This window comes from Kitasatospora sp. NPDC048286, assembly GCF_043201735.1.
Lineage (GTDB): Bacteria > Actinomycetota > Actinomycetes > Streptomycetales > Streptomycetaceae > Kitasatospora.
The window spans coordinates 385,098-404,274 of sequence record NZ_JBICZE010000004.1; the positions used below are offsets into that span (position 1 = coordinate 385,098).

10 protein-coding genes are annotated in these 19,177 nt (G+C 70.5%); 7 read left to right on the plus strand and 3 right to left on the minus strand.

Annotation, left to right across the window (positions count from 1 at the left end; genetic code table 11):
* Positions 1-18 precede the first annotated feature (18 nt).
* Positions 19-1,605, plus strand: a complete 1,587-nt coding sequence (locus tag ACGF13_RS12310; protein WP_392872547.1) for an HNH endonuclease — start codon at positions 19-21, stop codon at positions 1,603-1,605.
* A 94-nt stretch (positions 1,606-1,699) separates the two neighbouring features.
* Here ACGF13_RS12310 and ACGF13_RS12315 read toward each other — a convergent pair whose 3' ends face one another.
* Complete coding sequence (locus ACGF13_RS12315) at positions 1,700-3,142, minus strand: glyceraldehyde-3-phosphate dehydrogenase (RefSeq protein WP_392872549.1); 1,443 nt, start codon at positions 3,140-3,142, stop codon at positions 1,700-1,702.
* A gap of 271 nt (positions 3,143-3,413) precedes the next feature.
* Here ACGF13_RS12315 and ACGF13_RS12320 point away from each other — a divergent pair, with 271 nt between their 5' ends.
* Entirely contained in the window at positions 3,414-5,549 is a 2,136-nt protein-coding gene (locus tag ACGF13_RS12320) for a UvrD-helicase domain-containing protein (protein ID WP_392872801.1), read from the plus strand.
* A gap of 73 nt (positions 5,550-5,622) precedes the next feature.
* Here ACGF13_RS12320 and ACGF13_RS12325 read toward each other — a convergent pair whose 3' ends face one another.
* Positions 5,623-11,595 (minus strand): hypothetical protein, encoded by a 5,973-nt coding sequence (locus ACGF13_RS12325; RefSeq protein ID WP_392872552.1) that lies wholly within the window; start codon positions 11,593-11,595, stop codon positions 5,623-5,625.
* A 180-nt stretch (positions 11,596-11,775) separates the two neighbouring features.
* On the minus strand, positions 11,776-14,181 hold the full coding sequence (locus tag ACGF13_RS12330; RefSeq protein WP_392872555.1) for a hypothetical protein: 2,406 nt from the start codon (positions 14,179-14,181) through the stop codon (positions 11,776-11,778).
* A 551-nt stretch (positions 14,182-14,732) separates the two neighbouring features.
* Here ACGF13_RS12330 and ACGF13_RS12335 point away from each other — a divergent pair.
* The 5 genes from ACGF13_RS12335 to ACGF13_RS12355 all read left to right on the plus strand — a co-directional run bounded on the left by ACGF13_RS12335 (position 14,733) and on the right by ACGF13_RS12355 (position 18,749).
* Entirely contained in the window at positions 14,733-15,200 is a 468-nt protein-coding gene (locus ACGF13_RS12335; protein WP_392872557.1) for a GreA/GreB family elongation factor, read from the plus strand.
* A gap of 216 nt (positions 15,201-15,416) precedes the next feature.
* Complete coding sequence (locus ACGF13_RS12340) at positions 15,417-16,727, plus strand: MFS transporter (protein WP_392872560.1); 1,311 nt, start codon at positions 15,417-15,419, stop codon at positions 16,725-16,727.
* Positions 16,728-16,753: 26 nt separating this feature from the next.
* The gene (fdhD, locus tag ACGF13_RS12345) at positions 16,754-17,662 is read left to right on the plus strand and encodes a formate dehydrogenase accessory sulfurtransferase FdhD (protein WP_392872563.1); all 909 of its coding nucleotides are present in this window, start codon (positions 16,754-16,756) and stop codon (positions 17,660-17,662) included.
* Positions 17,663-17,665: 3 nt separating this feature from the next.
* The gene (locus ACGF13_RS12350; protein ID WP_392872566.1) at positions 17,666-18,583 is read left to right on the plus strand and encodes a LysR family transcriptional regulator; all 918 of its coding nucleotides are present in this window, start codon (positions 17,666-17,668) and stop codon (positions 18,581-18,583) included.
* A 7-nt stretch (positions 18,584-18,590) separates the two neighbouring features.
* The gene (locus ACGF13_RS12355; protein ID WP_392872569.1) at positions 18,591-18,749 is read left to right on the plus strand and encodes a hypothetical protein; all 159 of its coding nucleotides are present in this window, start codon (positions 18,591-18,593) and stop codon (positions 18,747-18,749) included.
* Positions 18,750-19,177 lie beyond the last annotated feature (428 nt).

The following is a 19,177-nucleotide window of genomic DNA, read 5'->3' on the forward strand; positions in this document are numbered from 1 at the left end:
TCCCACTATTCTCTCGGCATGAGCCTTGCCGATCTGACGCATGCAGGAATACTTCCGGCCACCCGACCCGACCTCCTCGCCGAGGCTGCAGAGGAGGCTGTCCGTGCTTCGGAGCGGCCGCAGCTGATCCTCCAGCCTCGGGGCACCAGGGACGGGGGCCCGCAGCATTTCGCCAAGTCCGTGCGCACAGGCATCCGGGTCTCTGATCTGCGGAACTCGGTCGGCTCAGTAGGGGACATACTCGCCGGCCTGTACCCGGAAGGGATCGCCCGCTTGTGGGGCTCAACGCCGACCTCACAGGCCAACAACGAGAAGGTCCGGGCCCTGCGTGACCGGCGGGTCGGCGACCACGTCTTCTTCTACACGGGGAACAGCTTCATCGCACGTGCGAAGGTCGTTCACCTCCTCACCAGCTCGGCCATAGCCCGCGCGGTCTGGGGAAGTGACAAGGAGGGCAATACGTGGTCACACATCATGGCACTCGACGAATTCGAGGAATTCGCCCAACCGATCCCTGCTCTGGACATCCTGGCCGAGCTCCAGGTTCCGCGTCCGCTGCGCATGCTCACCCTCCGATCGGCTGATGACTACGCACACGTCGCCCACCAACTTCCAGCTGCCGGCCGCCAGTCACAGCTGCCCCAATGGGCCGCGCTGCCTTCGTCACCCCGCACCACTCGGATGACCCGGGCAGAGTTGCTCACCCGACTCGAAACGCTCAGGACTCATCACAACACCGTCAGTGGGCGACCGAGCCGACACCAACCACTCACGCTGCTCTGGGCAATCGCCCGGATTGCGGCAGGTGAGCCACGGTTGGCGCCTTGGACGACGTTCCAATCCGAGGTCGGTCCGCTGCTGTCCGAATACGGACTACCCAGTTCCAAGATCACACCCGAGTATCCGTTCTGGCACCTTCGGGGAAGCGGCCTCTGGGAGGTGCGCGGGCTCGACGAAGAACCGAGTTCGATGCCCGCAGTCAAGGTCCTCAGCGACACGCAGCCAGAGGCCGGTCTGTCCGCGGAGGCCGCCGAGCTCCTGCAGGGACCCCTCACTCGACTCGAGGCGATGCTGGTCCTACGCAACCGCTATCTCCACGACATCGACCTGCAGTCGCTACTCGATCGTCTGGGAATGACGGGATACACCACGGCTGACGGTCTCGAGGAATCCGTGGCGGACGAGCGCGCGACGACGACAACCGTTCCTGAGCGGGCGGCCGGCGGCACCCGACGGCGGGAGACCACCTCGTCCAGCCCCGTCCGAAACACCGCCATCGTGAGCCGTGTGAAGGAGTTCTACGGCTCCAGGTGTCAGGTCTGCGACACCTTGCTGCAGTACAAACGGAAGCCGTACAGCGAGGCAGCCCACATCCGCGGTCTCGGAAAGCCGCATTACGGCCCTGACGAACTGCACAACCTGCTGTGCCTGTGTGCCAACCACCATGTCCTCTTCGACGGCCTGGAGATCTACATCGACGCCGACGGTGTGGTTCGGGAGACTCACGGTGACCGCTCCCTGGGCCCACTTAGCCGACACCCTGACCACCCGATCGACGAGAAGTACATCGACTATCACCGAGCCCTGTGCATGCTCAACCGCTGAACATCTGAACCCGGGTCAGGCGAACGCCGGTGGGGCGGTGACCGATCGGTCACCGCCCCACCGCACTGCCGTGCCGTCCTGCCCTACCGGTGGATCAGACCGCCGGAACCGGGAAGGTCGGGTACTCGACGCCCGAGATGTACTGGACGACCCGGATCACCTGGCACGAGTAGCCGAACTCGTTGTCGTACCACAGGTAGAGGATCGCGTTGTCGCCCTCGACCTTGGTCGCGCCGGCGTCCACGATGGAGGCGTGGCGCGAGCCGATGAAGTCGCTGGAGACGGCGTCGGGCGAGTCGGTGAAGTCGATCTGGCGCTTCAGCGGGGAGGTCAGCGAGACGTTCCGCAGGTACTCCAGGACGTCCTCGCGGTTGGTCTCCCGCTTCAGCTGGAGGTTGAGGATCGCGATGGAGACGTCCGGCACCGGGACGCGGATCGAGCTGCCGGTGATCTTCGCCTCGAGGTCCGGCAGGGCCTTGGCGACGGCCGAGGCGGCACCGGTCTCGGTGATCACCATGTTCAGCGGCGCCGAGCGGCCACGGCGGTCGGCCTTGTGGTAGTTGTCCAGCAGGTTCTGGTCGTTGGTGAACGAGTGGACGGTCTCCACGTGGCCGCGGACCACGCCGTACTCGTCCTCCATCGCCTTCAGCGGCGGGACGATGGCGTTGGTGGTGCAGGAGGCGCAGGACAGGATCTGCTCGTCCGGCTTGATCGTGTCGTGGTTCACGCCGTGCACGATGTTCGGGACGTCGCCCTTGCCCGGGGCGGTCAGCACGACCTTGGCGATGCCGGGGCGCAGGTGCTTCGACAGACCCTCGCGGTCGCGCCAGCGGCCGGTGTTGTCGATCAGGATCGCGTCCTTGATCCCGTACTCCGTGTAGTCGACCTTGGTCGGGTCGTCGGAGTAGATCACCGTGATCTCGTTGCCGTTGGCGATGATCTTGTTGTTCGCCTCGTCGACAGTGATCGTGCCCTGGAACTGGCCGTGGATGGAGTCACGGCGCAGCAGCGAGGCGCGCTTGACCAGGTCGTCGCCGCCGCTGTTGCGCACGACGATGGCCTTCAGCCGCAGGCCGTTGGCCGAGGCCTTCTCGACCAGCAGCCGGGCGACCAGACGGCCGATCCGGCCGAACCCGTACAGCACGACGTCCTGCCCGGACCGGCAAGCCAGCTTGTTCTCGCCGGTGGCGCCGACGACGGCCTGGGCGGTGAACTCCGCCACCGACAGGCCCCGGTCGTCCGCCTTGTAGGTCGAGGCGAGCATCCCGAGGTCGATCTGCGAGGGGCCGAGGTCCAGGGCGGTCAGGGCCTCCAGGAACGGCATCGTCTCGGTGACCGAGAGCTCCTCGCCGGCTATCTGCCGGGCGAAGCGGTGCGTCTTGAGGATGCTGACCACCGACTTGTTCACCAGGGACCGGCTGTGGAGCAGGACGGTGACGTCCCGCTCCCGGTGCAGGCGCCCGATGATCGGGATCATCGACTCCGCGATCTCCTCGCGGTTCTTCCAGTCCGTGAACACGTCGTCGTTGACAGTCACAAGTCCATCTTTCGAGCTGAGGGTGTTGCCCACATGGTAGCTTCGCCCGCCCGCGCCCCGACCGCCGGTCCCCGCCCGGCCCTCCCCGCCCACGCCCCCGACCTGCGTTTTCGCCCCGCCTCCACCCCCGAAGGTGATCACCGCCACCCCGCAGGGGCGCCCGCCGGGCGGCCCGCCGCGAGTGATCACCGGGGCCAGTACAGTGAGGCGCACTGCCCGGCCGCGCGGACGGGCCGGGAGCGCGAGGGGGGCCGGGGTGGCGACGCTGGGCATGCACCGGGACTTCCTGATGGAGTTCGCGGCGCTGGAGAAGCCGGTGCAGCGGCGGGTCTTCGAGACCTTCGAGAAGTTCACCGGGGCCACCCACACCGGCGTGCACCTGGAGAAGCTCACCAACCAGCGGGACCCCCGGATCCGGACCATCCGGATCACCGACTTCTGGCGCGGGGTCGTCCTCAAGGCCGACCGGGGCGACGGCTACCTCCTGCTGAAGGTCCTTCCGCACGACAAGGCCAACGACTGGGCCACCAAGCACCGGGCCTCGGTCAACGCCGCCACCCAGGGCGTCGAGATCCGCAACGACGTCGCGCTGGAACGGGCCTCCCGGTCGCTGAGGGTGCTGGCCGCCGACGAACCCCGGAGGCTCTTCGCCGACCGCTCCGACAAGGTCCTGCGCAGCCTGGGCGTCGACGAGGAGATCCTGCCGATCATCCGGCTGCTCCCCGACGAGGCCCACCTGGAGGCGCTCCACCGCGTGCTGCCGGAGCAGCAGTTCGACGTCCTGATCGGCCTCGCGAGCGGGATGGAGCCGGCCGAGATCGACCGTGAGATCGTCCAGGCGTACGCCCGGGCGGCCGCCCCCACGAGCGTCGAACAGCCCGCCGGCGGCCTGGTCTCGGCCATGGCCCGCGCGCGCGGCCGGGTCGCCCTGGTGTCCGGGCCCGAGGAACTGCTGGAGATCCTGGAACGCCCCTTCGACGCCTGGCGGATCTTCCTGCACCCGGCCCAGTACCGGGTCGCCTACCGGGAGTCGTACAGCGGGCCGGCCCGGGTGACGGGTGGCCCCGGGACCGGGAAGACGGTGGTGGCCCTGCACCGGGCGTACCACCTGGCACGCCGGTTGCCGCAGAACGCGCCTGACGGATCGATTCTGCTGACCACCTTCTCCGAGGACCTCGCCGCGGAGCTGGAGCGCTGCCTCGCACTGCTCGTCACGAACGAGCGGATCCTGGCGAAGGTCCGGGTGGTCACCGTCGACGCGCTGGCCGAGGAGGTCCTGCGGCGTTCCCCCCGCGGCGCCCCGACGAAGGTCCTCTTCCAGCAGCACGCGGTCCTCGCCCGCTGGGGACGGGTCGCCCGTCGGCTCGGCGCCGAGTTCACCGACGTGTTCCTCGACCAGGAGTGGCGACAGGTCGTCCTGGCCCAGGCGATCGAGAGCCACGAGCAGTACCTGCGGGCACCGCGCTCCGGACGCGGCAAGGCCCTCGGGGCCGCGGAGCGGACCCGGCTGTGGCGGGTGGTGGCCGCGTTCGAGGAGGAGCTGCGCCAGGCCGGGGAGTTGACGTTCCTCCAGGTCTGCGCGCAGGCCGCGCGGGCCCTCGACGAACGGGACGCCCGCCCGTTCCGGCACGTGGTGATCGACGAGGCGCAGGACCTGCACCCCGTCCAGTGGCGTTTCCTGCGCGCCCTCGTGGCCGTCGGGCCGGACGACCTGTTCCTCGCCGGCGATCCGCACCAGCGGATCTACGGGAACAAGGTCTCGCTGCGCTCGCTCGGCATCCAGGTGGTCGGCCGTTCCTTCCGACTGCGGATCAACTACCGGACGACGCAGGAGATCCTCAGCTGGTCCGCGTCCCTGCTCACCGGCGAACGCCCGGACGACATGGACGGCGGGGAGGACTCGCTGGCCGGCTACCACTCGACCCTGCACGGCGCGCACCCCGAGGTGTTCGGCCACCCCGACCAGGCCGAGGAGATCCGGGCCCTGGTCGCGCGCGTCGAGGAGTGGACCGCCTCGGGCGTGAGCCCGGCGGACATCGGAGTCGCCGTGCGCACCGCCCGACTCGGCCGCGACATCGCCCGGGCCCTGGAGCGGAGCGGGACGCCGGCCCACCTGCTCGGCGACGCGCCCTCCCCCGGTGTCCGGGTCGGGACCATGCACCGGATGAAGGGGCTGGAGTTCCGCTGCGTCGCCGTGGCGGGCGTGAGCGACGGGATGCTGCCCATGCCCAGCGCGGTCACCCCGCAGGACACGGACCCGCTGCAGCACCGCGAGGACCTGGACAGCGAGCTGAGCCTGCTCTTCGTGGCGTGCACGCGCGCACGGGAAGCCCTCTTCGTCTCCTGGCACGGGGCGCCCAGCGACTTCCTCGAACCGGTCGTCCCGGCGCACTCGCCCGCCCGGTGACCCGCGCGGCCGCGTGGTCGTCCGCCGAAACCGGTGGTCGCCGCGCGACGTGTGCGGCGACCACCGACAACGGTCAGTCGCCGCTAACCCGCTTCCAGCACGCCTTCAGGACCGGTTCGAGGTGGTGCCGACCGTCCGCTTCGACGTCGAAGACCTGGAGGGTGCGCAGCAGGGCGAGCGCGTAGGCCACGTCTGCCGAGTCGTCCTCCGTGGCAGCCTCGATCGCCGCGTGCAGGTCGTCGAGGGCCATGCCGTCCGGAGTCATGAACTCCAGGACGGCACGGTAGGCAGCCCATTGCGGCGTGCCGGGAATCAGCCCGGCGTCCGTCAGGAAGCCCTTCGCGCCATGGGCGTCCTCCAGCTCCGCGACGACCTGGCTCAGCGCCCGCTCCCCATGGCGCCCCGCGTCGAGCTCGGCGGACAGCCGGTGCACCAGGATGGGCCAACCGCCGGTACTCTCCCCGAGACGCTCCAGCTGTGTCTTGGAGGTGAACACCTCCTTGTCCTGGGTCCAGGCGCGCAGCCCGTCGGTCGTGAACCTGCGCAACGGGATCGCCTCGATCTCGACCTCTGGCTTCCGACCGTCACCGACAGCGGCCTCCCAGACGACCTGCTGGTCAGGCCCTGCGATGACGACTGCCGAGCGGGTGACGCCGGACGCGGTCGGCACGCGACGGACGGCGTTCTCCAACGTGGCCAGGCACGCCTCCTCCGAGGGCGCCTTCACCGTGAGGTCCGACACGACGACTCGCTTCGTGTTCGGCAGGCCCATGACGAGCTCGCGGTCGAAGTCGGACCGCTTGGACACCTCGGGCATCTCCCACCCCGTGGTCTCGGCCACCTCCCGCAGCGCGGCGCTCACCCGATCGATCCCCGTGGCGACGGTGCCGATCACCAAGCGGGCCTGATTCCCCTTTCCGGGAAGCACATCGGCGATCTGATGCGTGGTGAGTGGTGAGTGCGAGTGGCCGCTGACCGAACGGTAGCGCGCCTCGAACTGGCTGAAGTGCTCCGCCACCTTCCGGCTTGAGGCCTGCTCCAGTTCGGCCTCCACCATCCCCAGGTTTCCGATCATGCTCAGTGCGTTGGCACTGCGCAGGTGCCAGCCGCGGTAGTCGGGATCCGGTGCGAGGACACCGAGTCCCTCCATCTCCGTGAGGTAGGCCCGGAACTGGTCCGTGTCCAGGTTCTCGAAGCCTTCCGGCCACCAGTAGGTGCACTCCTCCCTGAGCCGGACCTGGCTCAGTTTGGCGTCCAAGCCGTAGTGATGGGCGTGGTGGGCCACGACGTTCGCGATCACGTTGTAGCGGGAGTCGAGCCGCAGCGTGTCGTGAAAGGCCTCGGTGATACTGGCCCTGAGGGCCCGGTCCGACTGGACCTCCTCCACGTCGGCCCGGGTGATGGCATACGGCGGCCCGGACACCGCTCCGGTCCGTTTGGCGTGCATGCCCTGCACCAACCGATGCCCGAACATCTGCAGAAGGAACGGCTGGTATGAGCAGTGCCCGAGGATGCGGTGCACCAACGCGGGATCCTCGAGCTCGTAGCCCAGTACCGCGAGCGGCTCGATGAGCAGGCTCACAGCGTCCTGCGGCCGGAGCGGACCGATCACCCTGGGACGCTGCGCGAGGTGACTGAACGGACTGTTGACCGCGATCTTCGCGTAACGCTGCACCGAGTGGAGCCCCGCAAACACGACCTTGACCCGGTTGTCCGCGTCCCCACCCAAGTCGCGCAGCCGACGGGTTTCCGTGAACTGCGGGGAGTCGGACTCGAAGAAGCCGTCTGCCTCGTCGAGCATGATCAGCAGCCCCCGCTTGGAGTCCTCACGGAGCCAGGCCTTCATCCCGGTCAGCACCTGCTGGTAGCTCAGCACCGCATCGGCCTTGACCTTGCGCTGAAGGACCAGAGCATCCCGTTCGACCAACTGCCGACCGATCCGGTCCCACACCGCGGAGGACGGTGCGTTGGTCCCGGTGAACGTCGAGTCGAGCGAGAGCAGCAGGCTGAGGCGCGAGTTGGGGATCTGGGCCTCGTACTTGCGTCCGGCCGCCTTCAACAATGCCGACTTGCCGAGTCCCCGACCACCGAAGACCACCTGGTCGCCCTCCCGCTGCTGAACGGAGGCCAGCTCCTCGCGGCGGCCGAAGAACATCTCCTCGGACACGGGCGCCCGTTTGCCCATGACGTACGGGTTCACCGCGGAGAACGGCAGCAGGACCCGCATGGCGGAGTCGAGACGTTGGTTGCCACAAGCCGCGAGGTGGGCCAGCGCGGCATCGTCCAACACCACGATCGCCCGCCGCCTCTGGGCCCCCTGAGTCGCGAGCGCGGTACGGTCGCGCACCGAGAGAGTACCGAAGTAGGCGACAAGCAGGCTGTCGTCATTGGGATCCTGTTGGATCCAGGACATCAGCGTCTCGGCCGAGGGCCGGTCCCACACCAACATGACGCGGAGGCTGCCCCGCAGGCCCGAGCCGAAGTCGGGCACCAACGCCGAGCCGGTGTAGTCGACCGAGGGGACGTCGAGGAAGCGGTAACTGCCGGAGCGCGGCTGTTCGACGCGCTGCGGCCCCTTCTTGCTGCTGTAGCCGATCAGCCGGAGAGCGGGCATCAGCAGCTCGCTCTCACGGACGCCCTGCGTACGCGCGCTGCCCTTGCGGCCCGCCAGGTCGGCCCACCCGTCAAGCGCCTGAGCGGTCTGCTCCGCGATCTCGGGTGACAGTCCCGAGTAGTCGAGTGCCTCCAGCTCCAGGAATCGCTTCCGCTGGCCTACGGCCTCGATCAGCTCCCGGGAGATACCCGTCGACGCCAGCTTGGTCGGCACCTCGGGGAAGAAGGCCGCCAGACTCCGGTCCGTCGTGTGCGTGTCGGGGATGCTCTCCCCGTTCACAAGGTGCGAGATGAGCTCATCGGCGGTGAGCAGGTCACCCGTGTCGATCAGCTGCTCCACACGATCCTGGTCGTCCGGACGCAGTCCGTCGATCGCGTGAAGCCGGTTGCGCAGCGCAGCAGTGTGGCTGGCCCTCGCCCGGTTGAGCTCCCCGGAGAGGACGTCAAGCTCCCGCCTGACGCCCGCGAGGTCGCAGTCCGGATCCGGCACGGCGGCCTGAATCCGGCGTTCGAGCACGCGCTCGCTGTCCTCCGTCAGGGCTCCGTCCACCCGAGCACGCCGAAGGGACTCTTCAAGGCCCTGACGGAGCTCACGCAGCTCCTGCGCGACCCGCCTGCCGGCCTCCGACACGATGCCCGACAGCTCTTCGGGCGGCAGGCCCTGTCCTCCGAGGCCGGGAAGCTGCCGCTTCGCCCAGAGGTCGAGGAGTGTCCGCGCGGTGGCGAAGTGCTCGTCCTTCGCCTGGGCCCGCACGGCCTCCTCCCACGAGAGTTCGCCCGCACTGGCAAGCTCTGCGGCAGGCGTGTCCGGGTAGCGAACCATGCCTGTGGACAGGTCCACACCGGCTCCCGGCACCTTGAGGAGTTCCGCGTGCAGGGCCAGCTCCGCGGTGAGCTCGGTGTCGTCGAGCCGGACTTCCCCGGACAGCAGACTGAAGGTCCTGGCGAGCAATGTCACTGTCGCCTCCAGGGTGGCAGCAGCGACGGAGTCCGCGGTCACGGCCTGCTCGCGCACCTCCCGCAGGACGTCGTCCCGAAGGCCGAGAATGACGAGACGCATTTCCTGGACCTGGTCGGCGCTCCAGTCCCGATCCCGGGCACCGAGCGCCTGAGACAGGCGGCACCACTTGTCGACCATGGCCAGCCGGTCAGCCGTGTGGCGAAGAAGGTCCTGTTTTGCCGGCCCCTCCAAGCGGCTTCGGGCACCCGACGACATGAACTGGCGGTCCGTACGTTCCAGTTTGTCCTGGATGACCGCCGGATCCCGGAGCTCGTTCACCTTCTGCGACAGCGCGTCGAGGCGGCTGCGGTCGTCCTCGGCAGCCTGCCGCAACAAGGACCCGATCAGGCCCTTCTCGGGGTCCCACCAGTGGCGGACGACCTTCTGTCCGCGCGGGAAACGGATGCTCGGGATCTGCTCGAGTCCCTGCTTGCAGTCCTCCCGGGCGTCCTCCAGGGCACGCTCGAGCTCGGCGGAGTCACGGGCCAGGGCCAGCGGCGGCGAGTGCACCAGAAGCGACTTGAGCGCACGTTGGGCCACTTCGTCCGCCACCTGCGCCAGACTGAGCGGAAGCCCGGTCGAAATCCTGCCGAGTTCGGCACCGGCCTCGGGGTCACCCGTGACGAGCACGGCCCGCAGGAGCGCGGCGGTAGCCAGCGCGGCGTCGGGCCGACTGGCGGCGAGGTCGCCAAGGTCCGGGCCCGAGAGCAGGGTTCGAATCCGCGAGACGCTCTCGCTGCTCGTCGAACGCGCCGCCTCGGCACAGGCGGCGAGTTGGAGGACGGTGATCCGGCTCTTCGGCTCACCGAGGCTCTCCGCCAACGAGGCGGCCAAGCCGTAGCGTTGGGCCGCGATGAGTCGGGCGAGGGACGAACGGGATTCCGAATCCATGTCGGACGCACCCTCAGTCGGTTCACGTCGTCGGCCGCGGGCCGACAGGACATCGGTGCTGCGGCCATAGCCCGGATCCGCAGAGGCGCTCGCCGGTGCGGGCACGGCGGGTACCAGTGACAGCTGCTCAACCGGAGTCGGCTCGGGAACCGCCACGTCCACCAGCTCGGCATCGGGTACGAAGGTGGCCGGCCCGTCATCCGCAGAGGGAGCATCAGGCGTCACCGGATCACCATCGGTCCGCACGGACTCGGCGACAGCCGCGGCGGCCTCGACATCGGAGACGGCTGCCTCGTGTTCGGACGTGGACGGCTCGGCAGCCGCCCGCGCGTCCTCCACCGGTTCCTCCGCACCGCTCGGCTGTAGCACCAGTTCCTGGTAGCGGCCGGTCAGGTAGGCGAGCACACGGCTCTTCGACGCGATCTGGAGCAGGCTGATGATCTCAGTCGGCTCCAGCTGGACACCGTGCGACTCCACCAGGGTCAGCAACGCGTCAAGCGCCTCGGCATCCTCCCGGTCGGACTCACCCCAATCAGCGGCACTCATAAGGATGCCGGCTCGATGGCAGGCGGCCTCCAGGTCGGGGGTGAGTGCCACTCCACCTGGTCGGCACGACAACCGGGCCACGTCGCGGAGTCGTTCACGCAGTGGCGCCGAGGCGAGGCGACGAGCCACGGCGTCGGTCTCCCGGACGCAGCTCGCCAAGTCGACAGTGGTGATCGCGGCCCCGTGCGCGCGCAGGCCACGAACAGCGACGTCGAACGCCGTGGCCACCTCGACCAATGCCACCAGATCGGCATCGGCCGGACGGGACTGCTCAGTGATGGCGGCCATGGTCCGCCGAGCCGGTTCGACTGCCGCCCCGAGCCCCTCGATCACTCGTTGCAGCGCGGCATTGAGCTGAGGTGTGTCCGGCGTGACTGCAGGGTCGTCTTCCGGAATGACCGGTTCGACGGAATCGACCGGCTCTTCGAGGCCGGGTCCGGGCGTGTCCAGGATCTGTTGCTCCTCATCGTCGCCTCCACGAACGGAGGTCCTTTCCGGGGTCAGCTCCACCACTTGCTGGGCCGCGGCACGAAGGGCCTCGACCGGGATCCCCATGTCAGTGATCCAGGGTTGCAGCAACGCCCAGGACCACAGCGGAGCGTGCTCGACGCTCGGAATCAGAGTCGACCACACGGTGAGCCGCAGCAGAGCAGGGCTCCAACGGTGGGTGAGAGGCCGCGAGGTGTCCTCGGGGGCTCCTGCCGCGTGCCTGGAGCCCGCCCATGCCACGTCGTGGAAGAGCGAGTGAGTCAACAGGTGGGCAGCCTGATGGGTGCGTTGCGCGTCAGGATTCCGCTGCATGCGCGTCAGTACGTCACGACATAGCGCCGGACTGACCCGGGCGCCGTCGATCGGGATCCTGAGCGCGCTCAGGAGGCTGCGACGCCACTGCGCCGGGGTGGAGTTGAGGGAGTGCTCGATGTCCTCTCCGGTGAGCCGCGATATCGCGACCGTCAGCGGCCCGGGTTCGCCCGACCAGATGTCGTCGAGGGCCACGGAAAACGCCTCAAGGGCCTCGGCCAGGTCCGTGGAAGCGCCCCCGGATCCCGGGGGATCCATGTCGAAGAGCGGCGGGTTACTCTCCATGCCCGGGACAGCACGCGGTTGACGGGGCAAGGTCATGCAGGCTCCTGTCAGGGGTGGTAGTGCGAGCACACGTACGGCGAGACCGCGCGATCAGCGGCTTCGCCTGTGCGGACGTACATAGGTGTATCCGGCCGGCAGTTCGGACGGGCCGGTCAGTCGGAATCTCCGGTGATCAGCGTGGTAGAGCGCGCGTTGCTCGTCGGTCGCCTCGTGACCGAGGTGACCGATGCGGCGAAGGAATCCGGCCACGTCGTGCTCCTGCGCCGGCTGGGCCGAAGGGATCGGCCCAGCCGGCGCCGGGCCGACGCCCGGTCGCCCGCCCCGCAACTCGACGCGATGCGGCGTGTAGCAGACGAGCTCCTCCAGCGGCCGCCCTGCCCGGGGTGGATAGTACGTCCGGCCGTCCAGACCCCGACTGCCCCGCGTGGTCGTCAGTCGCCGGAGGGCGAGCAGGTCGACCAGGGCACCCTCAATCTGACCAACCGTCAGCATGGCGCCCCCCATGACGGCCTCCAGGGCGGGCGGCACCTCGACGCGCGCGAGCATCGCGCGCCCGAACTGGTCGAGCAGACCGAGGCGGCGGACCGCGGTCATCAGCAGGCGCACGGCAGATCGGTCCTCCGCATTCCCGGTGTCCCTCGACAGGCCACCCACCGCGTCCCGGGTGAGCACCTTGGGGTCGTAGCGGTGGGCGATGAGGTCGCCGTCGACGGTGACGGGGTGGGGCAGCAGGATCGTCCGCGCGTGAACCACCCGGCTTCCACGCTGCCAGGTGAACGAGAGCCAGATCCCGGGGAAGAACTCCCACGGCCAGACGAGACCGGTCAACCGGACATCCGCCCCGCCCCCGGTCAGGCTCGTGTCGTGGCGGGCAACGGCCGGCGGAAGTTCCTGCCCGGCATGCTGCAGCAGGACCCGCACCGGACCGGCCGGGGCGCCGGGAGCCCGGAACTCCTCCGCGAGGTCGCGCGGGAGGGGAAGGCAGTCATCCATCAGGTGCGCCAGCCGGAGCGGCTGGGCCCACTCGACCTGGCAGTCATTCACCGAGAAGACATCCGGTGCACCCAGGTCACTGTCGTCGGGCCACGGATCGGGGGCAGGCACCACGACCGTTCCCGGCTCTTCCGCCCCGTCGTCGGCCGGATCGGGTTCCTGCTCCTGCTCCTGGTTCGGCAGTTCCGGTTCCGGTTCCGGCTCCGGCACGGAGCGTCGTCCCGGCGCCGGTCGAGGAAACGACTCGGCCCAGCCCCGGCCGAGCATGTCGTCCGACCAGCCCTCCGCCGAGGTCATGGCGATACCCCGCCCCTCGTACGCGGCGCGCCAGACGCCTCCGCCCTGCCAATGATCGTCCAGGGCCAGCCGCACTCCCGACGGCAGCAGGTCGGTGGCCTCGTCGCGCTCGCGCCGCGCGTAGTCGGTCAGCACCGAGTTCGCGTGGCAGACGGCCAGCGGATAGCCGGTCCCGCGGATCTCGTCCTGCCACTCCGTCCGACTCCGCAGCACCGCGCCGACGGCCGTGTACACCGGCTTCGGCCCACCGACCCGGGTCCGGCGGTCACTCCTCGGAAGGGCGTGGTTCGCCGTCGACTCGGCCAGCCGGCCGAGGTCGTCACGGCCCAGCGCGCCGGCACCGGTGAGCCTGCGCGCCATCGAGTCGCGCGTGAACACGTACTCCCCCCACACCCGCACCGCCTCCAGCGACGCCAGGGCCTCCCGCACGGTGCCCATCAGTCCCCTGGCCGCCGCCAGCAGTTCGTCCTCGCCACTTCCCGGCGCGATGAGCGACGGAAGCGGCGCCGGCGCCAGCGCGCTGGTGAGTTGGTCCCGGCCCTGCGTAACGAGGTAGCGCGCGTAGTAGTCGGTGTCACCGAGGTCGCCATCGGTCGTCGCGTACTGGGACTCGACCACCAGATGCCCGAGTTCGTCTGTCCTGCCCTGACGACGCAGGCGCTGCAACCGGATTGCGGTCGGAGCCGGGTCCTGTCCAAAAGCCGTCGTGTCGAACACCAGCCGTTCCCGCAGCACGGGCGCGGCCGTTGGGTCGGATGCGAGCCGACCCGGCCCATGTGCACCAGCTGGCGCCCCGGAGAGCCAGTCCGGGGTCTCTCCGTAGGGTCCGAGCTCCGGGTGCGCCCCCTCCTTGTAGACGATCTCCGCGGGCAGCAGGTCCCCGGCCGTCCGAATGTTGATCATCGCACCCACCGGCAGTGCCACTACCTGGTCGCCGAGCGCGACCGAGGGGAAGGTCCCGATGTCCAGAGGCCCGCCGGCATAGCCCCCGACGGACATGTCGTAGCCGAAGTAGACGGCGTTGAAGGCCACCGCGGTATGCACGGGGGCCGAGCGATGCGTGACCAGGGCCTCCAGGTAGGACAGCAGCCGGTTCCGCGTCCCGAGGTCGCACGCCTCCAGCCCCGAGATCATCTCCCGGGTGGTCAGGGGGTCGTCGTCGTACGGCCTCCACACTCGCTCACCAGTGAACTGAAGTTCCGTCATGCCGCGCCGTCCACCGCCCCGACGGCGGACGACCGTGCCGCTCCAGGAGGGGACTCGGCGACACACCGGCCGAGTGATACCGCAGCAACCCGCATCGCATTGCCGCCCGCAGTGCCCATCGTGGTCCGTTCTTGGTGGTACGTGTGTCCGCCAGGCAAGAGGCGCGAATCGGACGGACGATTCGGAACGAGTCCATTGTGACAACTACGGCTGCCCGATGTGTCGTTGTTCCGAAAAGAGAGCTGCGCGAAGACGAAGACGCGTGCCGCACGGCCGGCTCCGCCGACGCACCCCGCCGGAACGGTCCGGCCCGGCAGGCCGGCGATCGCCCCTCCAGAGGCAATTCCCCCTCGATGCACCGGCCCACACCCGGGCCGTCGATGCCAGACGTGGACGTCGCCGTGTCGAACTGTCGTACCGGCTCGAACGACTTTACGGCTGCGGGCCTGTGGTCCCGGGTTCCGGCGACGGAGTTGCCCCGGTCGCCGTGCGGTGGGGTAATGGGAGGCGGCCGGTGTTCGAGCGTTGACGAGCAGCCCCGGGAGCTTGGGATGAGCGGTGGGCCGGAACCGATCAGTGCCGAGGGTCTGCGTGCGGTGCGGGAGGAGTTGGCGCAGCTGCGGGCGGACCGGGGGAAGGTGGCGGCGACGCTGCGCGGGGTGGAGCCGACGGGGGACCGGGCGGACGCGGCGGACGAGTTGCAGCGGGCGTCGGAGGTGACCCGCCTGGACCGGCGGATCACCGAGCTGGAGACGCGGCTGCGGGAGGCCGAGGTGGCCGGGGAGCCGTCCACGCACGTGGTCGGGGTGGGGTCGACGGTGACCGTGCGGTTCGGCGACGGCACGGAGGAGACCGTCGAGATCTCGGAGTTGGCGGAGGAACGGGACCTGACCCTGGTCACCTTCGACAGCCCGCTCGGGAAGGCACTGCTGGGCCGCCATGCCGGGGAGACGGTGCACTACGAGACTCCGGCCGGCGCGGCCAGCGCGATGGTGCTGTCGGTGGGCGACGCGGCGTAGCCCGGGCGGAATCGCGTAATTCCCGACCGCACTTCCGGGATATTCGTGGAAGGGCGTTCGGGAATTCACCGATAGGTGTCGCCTATCGGCTCACAGGAACTGCCTCTTTGACGCTCCGGAACGACGGACCACACACTGGACCTGCGGAAATCCAGGAATGGCCGGAAAGTCGGGAACGGGGCAGAACAGCGCATGGGCGGTACCGATGAAATGCCCGTGCCGCACCCCACCGGCGATTGGCTCCCGGCGGCCGCCGCCGTCGCCGTCGCCGCCTGGGGCGCCAATCAGTTCACCGCGCTGGCCTCCGTGTACCGGGCGCGCACCGACTGGTCGGCGCTCTCGCTGGCCGCGATGTTCTCGGTCTACCTGCTCGGCCTGGTGCCCGGTCTGCTGCTGGCCGGACCGGCCGCGGAGCGGTACGGACGGCGGCGGACGGTGCGCGGTGCGCTGGGCCTGTCCGCCGCCGCCAGCGTGGTCCTGGCCCTGTCGGACGAGCCGTCGGTGTACGCCGCCCGGCTGGCCACCGGCTTCGCGGCCGGGCTGGTGTTCCTCGCCGGGACGGCCTGGCTGCGCGAGCTGTCCGGGCCCGGCGTCCCGCCCGAGCGGAGCGCCCGCCGGGCGATGTACGCCACCGGTACGGGCTTCGCGGCGGGTGCGCTGGCCTCCGGGGTGATCGCCGAGTGGCTGCCCGCCCCGACGGTGCTGCCCGCCCTCGCCCAGGCGCTGGGCTGCCTGCTGGTGCTGCGGGCCACCCGCGGGCTCCCGGAGACCGCCCGCAGCCGCGGCCGCGGCCGCGGCAACGGCAACGGCGACGGCGAGGGACGCGGCGCGCGACCCGGCGCGGGACCCGGCAAAAGCGACGGCACCGGACCGGCGCACGGCACGCCGCCGCCCCGCACGGCCGCCGTCCGCCACCCCCGGTTCCGCTACGTCGTCCTGCCCGCCAGCCCGGCCGTGCTCGGCGCCGCCACCGTGGCGTACGTGGTGCTGCCGCCGCTGGTCGCCGACCGGGTGCCCGGCTACGCGCCGCTGTTCAGCGGGCTGGTCGCGGCGCTGACCCTGGCCACGGGCGTGGTCGCCCAGCCCTTCGCCGCCCGGCTGGACGACTCGGACAGCGCCCGGGCCACCCTCACCGCGATGGCCACCGTGATCGCCGGACTGCTGCTCGGCGCGCTCGCCGCCGCCCGGGACTCGGTGGGCCTGGTGGTGGCCGCCGCCGTCGTCCTCGGCACCGGGTACGGGCTGACGCTCGGCGCGGGGCTGCACGAGGTGGAGCGGCTGACCCCGCCCGCCTCCAGGCCGACCTCCGCCTCGCTCTACCAGAGCACCACCTCCAGCGGCTTCCTCACCCCGCTGCTGCTCGCCGGCACCGCCGGCCACGCCTCCTACCCGGCGCTGCTGGCGGGCATGGCGGCCGTCGGTCTGCTCTGCCTGGCGGTCACCGCGGCGCACAGCCGCCGCCACCTGCCGGACCCACCCGATCCGCGCACCGCCGCCAGGAGGGAGGATTCATCCGTACAGACCTGACGGAGAGCACCGAGGAGCCGACGAGCATGGGCCGAGTGACCGTACCCCGCAGAGTGCTGCGCCTGCGCCAGGGCACGCCCTCGTACCGTCCCGACACCCTGGCGGCCGAGGAGCCGATGGAGATCCGGGTCGGCGGGCGTGCGCTGACGGTGACCATGCGCACCCCCGGCAGCGACTTCGATCTGGCGGCCGGCTTCCTGGTCAGCGAGGGCGTGGTGCACGCCGCCGAGCAGGTGGCCGGCATCCGCTACTGCGCCGGCGCCACCGCCGACGGCGGCAACACCTACAACGTGGTGGACGTCCTGCTCGCCCCCGGCGTGCCCGCCCCCGACGCCTCGCTGGAGCGCAACTTCTACACCACCTCCTCCTGCGGCCTGTGCGGCAAGGCCAGCCTGGACGCGGTGCGCACCACCGCGCCGTGGAGCGTCGCCGAGGACGGGCTGCGGGTGACCCCCGCACTGCTCTCCGCGCTGCCCGACCGGCTGCGCGCCGCCCAGAAGGTCTTCGACAGCACCGGCGGTCTGCACGCGGCCGGGCTGTTCGACGCCGACGGGCGGCTGCTCTGCCTGCGCGAGGACGTGGGCCGGCACAACGCGGTGGACAAGGTGGTCGGCCACGCCCTGCGCGAGGGCCTGCTGCCGGCCCGCGGCACGGTGCTGATGGTCAGCGGCCGGGCCTCCTTCGAGCTGGTGCAGAAGGCCGTGATGGCGGGCATCCCGGTGCTCGCGGCGGTCTCCGCGCCGTCCTCGCTGGCCGTGGACCTCGCCGAGGAGAGCGGGCTGACCCTGGTCGGCTTCCTGCGCGGCGACTCGATGAACGTCTACACCCGCACCGACCGCGTCGACACCGACGGCCCCACGACCGATGGCCCCACGACCGCCGCCACCGGCACCGCCGCCACCGCCACCGCCACCGCCGTCCCCGGGATCGAGTAGGCGATGCTGTTCCGCCAGCTCGAGTACCTCGTGGCGCTCTCCCGGGAGCGCCACTTCGCGCGCGCCGCCCAGGCCTGCCACGTCTCCCAGCCGGCCCTGTCCGAGGCGCTGCGCAAGCTGGAGGACGAACTCGGGGTGCTGCTGGTGCGGCGCGGCCGCGCCTACGAGGGCCTGACCCCCGAGGGCGAGCGGATCGTGCTGCGGGCGCAGCGCATCCTGGCCGACCGGGACGCCCTGCGGGACGAGGTGGACGCGCTGCGCACCGGTCTGAGCGGACGGCTGCGGATCGGCTCGGTGCCGACCGCCTCGGGCGCCGTGTCGCTGCTCACCGGGCCCTTCTGCACCGCCCACCCGCTGGCCGCCGTGGAGCTGTCCACCGATCTGCGCTCCGAGGAACTCCTGCGCCTGGTACGGAACTTCGAGATCGACGCGGGCGTCACCTACCTGCCCGGGCCGGGCCACGAGGACCTGCGCGCACTCCCGCTGTACGAGGAGCGGTACGTCCTGCTGACCGGCGCGGCCGACGAGTCGGCCCAGCACCCGCGGGTGACGTGGGCGCAGGCCGCCCGGCTGCCGCTGTGCCTGCTGCACCCGGGCATGCAGGGCCGCCGGGTGCTGGACGAGGTGTTCGCCGGCCTCGGGCTGGAGCCGACGCCACGGGTCGAGACCGACTCGGTGGCCTCGCTCTTCGCCCACGTCCGCACCGGGCACTGGGCGAGCGTGGTGCCGTACGCGTGGCTGCACGTGTTCGGCGTGCCGCACGGGATGCGGGCCGTCCCGCTCGCGGAGCCGGCGCACAGCGCGCCGATCGGGCTGGTGATCGCCGCCCGGGAGCCCGGCTCGGTGATGGCCCGCGCGCTGCTGGAGGTCGCCCGGCGCACGGAGGTGGCCGCCGTGCTCGGCAGCCTGCCGACGGCGTGACCGCTCGGTGCACGGCTACCTGGCCGTCCCGTACGACATCCCGCGCGGCTGCGCGGCCGGGTACATGCCGGAGTTGAACGTGCTGTGCGCGATCGGCGACTACAGCACCCGGAGCGACCAGCCGATCATGAAGCACCTGAAGGTGACCGTGACGAAGGCGGCCTGAAGGTAAAGATTTAACCAAGTACGCAAGTATTGCCTCCGAGCAGGGCTAAGCTCGGACGAGTTGGGGTGAACCGGCGGTCGCGTTCCGCGGGCCGGTGAACTCCTTGCCGCGTCGATGACACGCACCACGGGGTGCGCCGGCCGGGAGGAGGCGAGAGACATGGATTGCAGTAGTCCGGGCCACAGTTGCCCCTACCCCCGCTTGCCCTCGTACACCTCCGGCATGCGGTAACACCTTTCCCTGCACGACGTCCTGACGATCCGTCAATCACGGGGACCCGTCAGCCACGACGACACGTCGTTTCCACACGCGGCCGAGCCGTGCCCGCACGCCCGCGTACGGGCCGCGCCGCCGCGTGTCGATGCGCCGTGCCCGCCTGCAGGGAGCGCTGCCGCCTGCCTCCGACCCGCCCCGCCTGCCCGGGGCCC